The organism is Streptomyces boncukensis, assembly GCF_011045075.1.
Lineage (GTDB): Bacteria > Actinomycetota > Actinomycetes > Streptomycetales > Streptomycetaceae > Streptomyces > Streptomyces boncukensis.
In genome coordinates this window covers 1-7,587 of sequence record NZ_JAAKZZ010000369.1, presented here as the reverse complement: position 1 = coordinate 7,587, position 7,587 = coordinate 1, and the positions used below count along the sequence as shown (strand labels likewise).

The 7,587-nt window shown below is 72.8% G+C and carries 5 protein-coding genes and 1 pseudogene; 3 read left to right on the top strand and 3 right to left on the bottom strand.

The genetic code is table 11. The annotated features are described in order from the left end of the window. Positions 1 to 112: 112 nt before the first annotated feature. From G5C65_RS26900 to G5C65_RS26890, 3 genes are all read right to left on the bottom strand, one after another. Positions 113 to 715 (bottom strand): ClpP family protease, encoded by a 603-nt coding sequence (locus tag G5C65_RS26900; RefSeq protein ID WP_165301532.1) that lies wholly within the window; start codon positions 713 to 715, stop codon positions 113 to 115. Positions 716 to 719: 4 nt separating this feature from the next. Continuing rightward, positions 720 to 1,349 carry an ATP-dependent Clp protease proteolytic subunit gene (locus G5C65_RS26895; RefSeq protein ID WP_165301531.1) on the bottom strand — a complete coding sequence of 210 codons (630 nt, stop codon included), beginning with the start codon at positions 1,347 to 1,349 and terminating at the stop codon, positions 720 to 722. Between the two features lie 156 nt (positions 1,350 to 1,505). Further along, positions 1,506 to 2,540, bottom strand: a complete 1,035-nt coding sequence (locus tag G5C65_RS26890) for a glutathione S-transferase family protein (protein WP_165301530.1) — start codon at positions 2,538 to 2,540, stop codon at positions 1,506 to 1,508. A gap of 163 nt (positions 2,541 to 2,703) precedes the next feature. Here G5C65_RS26890 and G5C65_RS26885 point away from each other — a divergent pair, with 163 nt between their 5' ends. The 3 genes and pseudogenes from G5C65_RS26885 to G5C65_RS26875 form a co-directional block, all read left to right on the top strand. Further along, the gene (locus G5C65_RS26885; protein WP_338146682.1) at positions 2,704 to 4,806 is read left to right on the top strand and encodes a phosphocholine-specific phospholipase C; all 2,103 of its coding nucleotides are present in this window, start codon (positions 2,704 to 2,706) and stop codon (positions 4,804 to 4,806) included. 235 nt (positions 4,807 to 5,041) lie between these two features. Continuing rightward, positions 5,042 to 7,336, top strand: a complete 2,295-nt coding sequence (locus tag G5C65_RS26880; RefSeq protein WP_165301529.1) for an MMPL family transporter — start codon at positions 5,042 to 5,044, stop codon at positions 7,334 to 7,336. Next, a pseudogene (locus G5C65_RS26875) lies at positions 7,278 to 7,587 on the top strand (hypothetical protein); the annotation flags it as partial. The gene G5C65_RS26880 and the pseudogene G5C65_RS26875, both read left to right, overlap by 59 nt.

Below are 7,587 nucleotides of genomic sequence, written 5' to 3'. Positions count from 1 at the left end.
GCCCCGCCCCCGTACGGGGCCGCGGCACGAGGGGCCCGCAGGCCCGCTGCGCCATCCGGCTGGCCGCCTGAGCGGTTCGGTCTCCGCTGTCCAGGGGCTGCCCGCTACCCGGTCACGCTGCCGTCATCCGCCGGCTGAGGACCTCGTCGGCGAGGCCGTACGCCACGGCCTCCTCCGCGGTGAACACCTTGTCGCGGTCCATGTCGGCGCGGAGGGTGCCGGCGTCGTGCGGCGTGTGCCGGGCCAGCACCTCCTCGACCTGGGAGCGGATCCGCAGCATCTCCTTGGCCTGGATGCTGAGGTCGGCGACCGTGCCCCGGGCGCCCCCGCTCGCCGGCTGCCCGAGCAGCACCCGGGCGTGCTCCAGCACGAACCGCCGCCCCGGGTCCCCGCCCGCCAGCAGCACCGCCGCGGTCGAGGCGGCCTGGCCCACGCAGAACGTGGAGATCGGCGCGCTGATGAAGGACATCGTGTCGTAGATCGCCATCAGCGCCGTGTACGAGCCGCCGGGCGAGTTGATGTAGATCGATATCTCGCGGTCCGGGGTGCTGGACTCCAGAAACAGCAGCTGGGCGATGACGACGTTGGCGACCCCGTCGTCGATCTCGGTCCCGAGGAAGATGACGCGCTCGTTCAGCAGGCTGCTGTAGATGTCGTAGGCGCGCTCTCCCTGCGGGGTGCGGGTGACCACGGTGGGGATCGTGTACTGGCTCATGGCGTCACAGTCCTATCCGTCGCTTCGAACCGGCGGGCCGGACGTCGTCGAGCGACTCGACGACCTGGTCGACCATCCCGTACTCCTGCGCCTGCGCCGCCGTGAACCACCGGTCGCGGTCGCCGTCCCGGGCGATGGTCTCCGGGGTCTGCCCGGTGTGCTCGGCGGTGATCTGCTCGACGGAGCGCTTCATGAACTCGTGGTTCTCGGCCTGGATGGCGATGTCGGCGACGGAGCCGCCGATCCCGGCGGACGGCTGGTGCATCATGATCCGGGCGTTCGGCAGCGCGCGGCGCTTGCCGGGGGCGCCGACGGACAGCAGGAACTGCCCCATGCTCGCGGCGAAACCCATGGCGAGCGTCGAGACGTCGTTCGGGATCAGCCGCATGGTGTCGTAGATCGCCAGCCCGGCCGTCACCGAGCCGCCGGGGCTGTTGACGCACAGGGCGATGTCGGTCTTCGGGTCCTCGGCCGACAGCAGGAGCAGCTGGGCGCAGATCCGGTTCGCCGACACCTCGTCGACCTGGGTGCCGAGGAAGACGATCCGCTGGAGCAGGAGCTGCTCCGCCAGGTGGTCGTCGAACCGGGTGGTGGACGTCTCTTCCTCGCTCGCCCGTAGCGGGGTGTGTGCCATGGGGCCTCCTCGTGGTGGCGACTCGTGGTGGTGAGCGGCGGCCCGGGAGGGGCCGCGCACCGCCACCCTCCGCCCTCCGGCGACCCGGTGTCCGATTTCTTGGCCTGCGGCAGATCGGCTCACGGCAGAGCGGTTCCGCCGCCGAACGCCCGTGCTTCAGGGGCGGTGGCCCTCCGGGATCCGCTCGGCCGCCGGGGGCGGCCCCGGCGGGGTGCCGTCGCCGAAGGGGCGGCCGCCCAGCTGTTCGCGGTGGTGGGGGGTGCGCCACCCGTCCATGGCGGGCCCGGCGGGGACGATGGAGGTGGGGTTGATCCCCGTGTGCACCGCGTAGTAGTGCCGCTTGATGTGGTCGAAGTCGACCGTGTCCCCGAACCCGGGCGTCTGGTACAGGTCCCGGAGGTACGCCCACAGCACCGGATCCTCGGTCAGCTTGTTGCGGTTGCACTTGAAGTGGCCGTGGTAGACGGCGTCGAAGCGGACCAGCGTCGTGAAGAGGCGGATGTCGGCCTCGGTGATCGTGTCGCCGACGAGGTAGCGCCGGCCCGCCAGCCGCTCGGACACCAGGTCGAGGCGGCGGAAGACATCGGCGTACGCCTGCTCGTACTCCTCCTGGGCGGTGGCGAAGCCGGCCCGGTAGACGCCGTTGTTGACGTCGCGGTAGATGCCCTCCGCGACCTCGTCGATCTGAGCGCGCAGCGGCTCGGGGTAGAGGTCGGGGGCGTCGTCCCGGTGCAGCGCCGTCCACTCGGTGGCCAGATCGAGGGTGAGCTGCTGGAAGTCGTTGCTGACCAGCTTCCCGCTGACCGTGTCCACCAGCGCGGGCACGCTCACCCCGCCGGGGTAGCCGGTCTCCCGCGCGTCGTACGCCTCGCTGAGGAAGCGGATGCCGAGCACCGGGTCGCGGCCGTCCGGGTCGAGGGTGAAGCGCCAGCTGCGGTCGTCCTGGATCGGGTCGGTGACGCCGAGGGAGAGGGCGCCCTCCAGGCCGAGGAGGCGCCGGGAGATCAGGGCGCGGCTCGCCCACGGGCAGGCGCGGCTGACGACGAGCCGGTAGCGGCCGGGCTCGACGGGCCACCCGCTCGCCGCGCCGTCGGCGGTGACGCGGTCGGTGAAGTGGCTCCGGGAGCGTTTGAACGCCTTCCGGCCGTACTCGGTGTTGCCGTCGGTGACGTCCTCGGAGCTGTCGTCCATCTCGGCCTCCTCGGTGGTGTGCGGTGGAGCGGGGAGCCTTCCCCGCGGGGCGCGTCGACAAAGGTTTTCCCCCAGCCCTACCCGGTGTCACTTGCCTTCGCTACCGTCCCGCCCGTACCGCACCAATGGCATGGACGCAGACCATTGAAAGGACGGACCCCAAGTGACCGAGGGGATTTCACGCCGCCGCGCTCTGGGCGCACTGGCCGCCGGGACCGCGGGCTCCCTGCTGCCGCCCTCCCTGCACACCGCCATCGCCCAGACCGCGCACCGCCCGGGGCACGGCGGGCTCCGCGACATCCGGCACGTGGTCGTCCTGATGCAGGAGAACCGCTCCTTCGACCACTACTTCGGCACCCTGAACGGGGTACGCGGCTACGCCGACCGCAACGCGGTCCAGCTGCCCACCGGCAAGAGCGTGTTCGAGCAGCCCGGCGGTGACGGCGGCACCGTGCTGCCGTTCTCCGTGCGGGAGGCCGCGGCGCAGCAGCGGCAGGAGGCCCAGTACATCGGGGACCTCGACCACGGCTGGGAGGGCGGTGCCGCCGCCTGGCACGGGGGCTGGATGGACAACTGGGTCCCCGCCAAGACCGCGGCCACCATGGCGCACTACGACCGCGCGGACATCCCGCTCCAGTACGAGCTGGCCGACACCTTCACCCTCTGCGACGCCTACCACGCCTCCATCCACAGCTCCACCAGCCCCAACCGCAACCACCTGGTCAGCGGCTGGACCGGCGACGAGCCCGGCACCCGGAACCGCGCCGTCGGCAACGACGCCTACGCCGAGGACACCCACCCCGGCTACTCCTGGACCACCTACGCCGAGCGGCTGGAGCAGGCGGGCCGCTCCTGGCGGGTCTACCAGGAGTGGGACAACTTCACCGACAACAACCTGGAGTTCTTCGCCTCCTTCAAGGCCGTGGCGCGCAAGGCGCTGGCGAAGGTGGACGGCGCCGCCACCATGACCGCCTTCTACGGCAAGCTGGCCGGAGCCCCGGACGGCGACGCGCGCAAGCGGCTGCTCGCCCGGCTCGACGAGGGGCTGGCCGCGCTCACCCCCGGCGAGCGCCGGCTCTTCGAGCGGGCCCTGTTCCGCGGCGAGCCCGGCTCGACGGCCGACGCCTTCGCCGCCGACGTCGACGCGGGCCGGCTCCCCGAGGTCAGCTACATCGTCGCGCCCACCGCCGAGTGCGAGCACCCCGGCGGCTCCTCGCCCATCCAGAGCGCCGCCTTCATCTACCGGATCCTCGACGCCCTCGGCCGCAACCCCCGCACCTGGCGGCACACCGCCCTCTTCCTCACCTACGACGAGAACGACGGCTACTTCGACCACGTCCCGCCGCCCGTCCCGCCCGCCGGGACGGACGAGGAGTACTGGAAGGGGAACCCCACCGGACTCGGGATCCGGGTGCCCATGACCGTCATCTCGCCCTGGACGGTCGGCGGCTATGTGTGCTCGCAGGTGTTCGACCACACCTCGATCGTCCGGTTCCTGGAGCGGTGGACGGGGGTGCGGGAGCCGAACATCACCGCGTGGCGGCGCGCCGTCACCGGCGATCTGACCGCGGCCTTCGACTTCCGGCGGCCCCGGCGGCAGCCCCGTACGGCCCGGCCCGGCGCGATCCCGCCGTTCACCGAGCGCTGGCGGCCCCGGCCGCCCGCCGAGCAGGAGCTGCCCGAGCAGGAGCGCGGCACCCGTCCGGCCCGCGCCCTGCCGTACCAGCCCGACGCGTACGGCCGCTGGCTGCCGCACGAGCGCGCCTTCCGGCTCACCCTGCGCAACGGCGGCCCGCAGAGCGCCCATCTGACGCTCTATCCGTACGCGGGCGAGTTCGAGGTGCCGCAGCACCACGATGTGGGCGGCGGCGAGCGGACCGCGCTGCGCGTGCCCGTCCGGGACGGCGCCTACCGCTTCACCCTCACGGGGCCGAACGGCTTCCGCCGCGAGTTCGCGGGGACGGCGCGGGGCGCGGCGGCCGGCGTCCGCGTCGCCACCCGGATCGGCGCCCGGCGCCGCGAGCTGCACCTCACCCTCACCAACGACGGCGACCGCGCCCTGACCTTCCGGCTGGAGCCCCTCGCCTACAGCCGCGCCGCCCCGCGCCGGATCCGGGTGGCGGCCGGCCAGAGCCGCACGGTCACCCACCGGACGGCGGGGGCGCACGGGTGGTACGACGTCGCTCTGACGGCGGACACGGACGCCTCCTTCAGGCGGCGGCTGATGGGGCACATCGAGAACGGAGAGGAGTCCGTCACCGGCTGAGACAGGTGTGACGCGGCCGTCTGAGCTGCTGCCCAGCCGACGGAGAGTTCCTCTGGCATATGCACAGGGTTCCCGTTCGCGACACCTTGTGGCTATTGCCACAAAGGAGTCAAAGGATCTCCGGATAATGGCACTCTGCATCCAGCCGGAACCCCGTCGTCCCCCGCGCCCTGTCCCGCCCGCTCCCGGGTGAGTGCGAGCGCCGAACCGCAACCCGGGAAGCAGGCGAACGCCCGTGACCGCTCTCGCCCGATGGTGTCTGAACCACCGCGTCGTCGTGCTGGTGCTCTGGCTCGCCGTTCTCGCCGGAACGGCCGTCGCGGCGGCCGTCGTCGGGAGCTCGTACTCGAACGACTACGACGCGCCGCGCACCGAGTCCAGCCAGGCGGCGGAGCGGCTGGAGAGCGCCTTTCCGGACCTGAGCGGCGACAGCGACACGCTGGTGTGGCACACCGACGACGGCACCGTGCGGGCCTCGGCGGTGGAGAACCGGATGACCGAGGCGCTGGAGAGGATCGAGGACCTGCCGGGCGTCGCCTCCGTGCGCGGCCCGTACGGCAGCGAGGGCGAGGCCCGGATCAGCGCGGACGGGCACACCGCCTACGCCTCCGTCTCCTTCGACGCGCCCGCCGACCAGCTCAGCAAGGACGAGGTGCAGCGCGTCCTCGACGTCGCTCAGCGGGCCGGGGACGCGGTGCCGGGGCTCCAGGTCGCGGCCGGGGGCGAGGGCGTCGCGCTCACCGAGTCCTCCAGCACCCATCTGGCGGAGGCCATCGGGCTGGGCGTGGCGGGCATCGTGCTGTTCCTCGCCTTCGGCTCGCTCGCGGCCACCGCGCTCCCGCTGCTCACCGCCGTCGTCGCCGTCGGCACCGCCACCAGCGGCATCGGGCTGCTCAGCCACGCCATGACCGTCGCCGACTTCGCGCCCATGCTGGGGATGCTGATCGGGCTCGGCGTCGGGATCGACTACGCGCTCTTCATCGTCACCCGGCACCGCAGAGGGCTGCGGGACGGGCTGCCGGTCCGGGAGGCGGCCGAGCGCGCCGTCGCCGTCTCCGGCCGGGCCGTGGTCTTCGCCGGGGCCACGGTCTGCATCGCGCTGCTCGGCATGCTGATCCTGCGGCTGAGCTTCCTCAACGGCGTCGCGCTCGCCGCCTCGCTCACCGTCGTCCTCACCGTCGCCGCCTCCGTCACGCTGCTGCCCGCGCTGCTCGGCTTCATCGGCACCCGGGCGCTGGGGCGGCGCGAGCGGCGCCGGCTCACCGTGGACGGTCCCGGCTCCGAGCGGCCCACCGGCTTCGCGGTGCGCTGGTCCCGGTTCGTCGAGCGGCATCCGCGGCTGCTGGGGGCCTGCGCCGCGGCGCTGATGGCGCTGCTCGCGCTGCCCACCCTCGCCCTCCACCTCGGCACCTCCGACCAGGGCAACAACCCGGCCACCAGCACCACCCGGCAGGCGTACGACCTGCTGTCCGACGGCTTCGGGCCGGGGACCAACGGCCCGCTCACCCTCGTCGGCGAACTCGACAGCGCGGGGGACCGGCTGGCCTTCGACGAGCTGCCCGACACCCTCCGCGACACCCCGGGCGTCGCCCAGGTCAGCGGCCCCCGGTTCAACGGCAGCGGCGACACCGGCGTGATCACCGTCGTCCCGGACAGCGCCCCCCAGTCCCAGTCCACCTCCGACCTGGTGGACCGGCTGCGCGCGGACGTGCTGCCCGAGGCAGCGCACGAGTCCTCCCTCGACATCCATGTGGGCGGCGTCACCGCCAGCTACGACGACTTCGCGGACGTCATCCTGGGCAAGCTGCCGCTGTTCGTCGGGGTGGTGATCGGGCTGGGCTGCCTGCTGCTGCTCGTCGCCTTCCGCAGCATCGGCATCCCGCTCAAGGCGGCCGTGATGAACATCGCGGCGGTGGCCGCGGCCTTCGGGGTGGTGGTGGCCGTCTTCCAGTGGGGCTGGGGCAGCGAGCTGCTCGGGCTGGGCAGCGCGGGCCCCATCGAGCCCTTCCTGCCGGTCATCATGGTCTCGGTGCTCTTCGGCCTCTCGATGGACTACCAGGTCTTCCTCGTCAGCCGGATGTACGAGGAGTGGCGGCTGACCGGCGACAACAAGCGGGCCGTGCGGATCGGGCTCTCGGAGACCAGCCGGGTGATCAACTCGGCGGCCGTCATCATGATCGCCGTCTTCGGCGCATTCGTGCTGAGCGGCGACCGGATCATCGCGATGTTCGGCATCGGACTGGCCTCGGCGGTGGCACTGGACGCGTTTGTGCTGCGCACGCTGCTCGTACCGGCCCTGATGCACATGCTGGGCGGCGCCAACTGGTGGCTTCCGCGCTGGCTGGACCGCTGGCTGCCGCGGATCAGCATCGAGCCGCCGCTGGAGCCGGAGGAGCCGGAGGTCACCATCTCCGCGCAGCGCGCCCCCTCTCTCATCGGACTCTCAGAAACCCCGCCTACGGTGACGCACCATGGCTACCGAGAGCGACACGACGACAGGGCCCCGGCGGAAGTCCACGTCCGCGACTGAGACGGAGCCGGCGGGCTCCGAGTCCGGCTCCGAGGCCGGGCCAGGGAACGGACCCGAGGGCGCCGCCGAGAGCGAGGCCGGGAGCGACGCCGGAATGGAGAGCGGAACGGAGCGCGGCGCCGGGGACGCGGCTGAGGACGGCGCCGGGGACGCGGCCCGGGGCGGGACCGGGGACGGCGCCGGGGACGCGGCTGAGGACGGCGCCGAGGACGCGGCCGGGGACGGTGCAGGAGAAGGCGCCGGGGACGAGG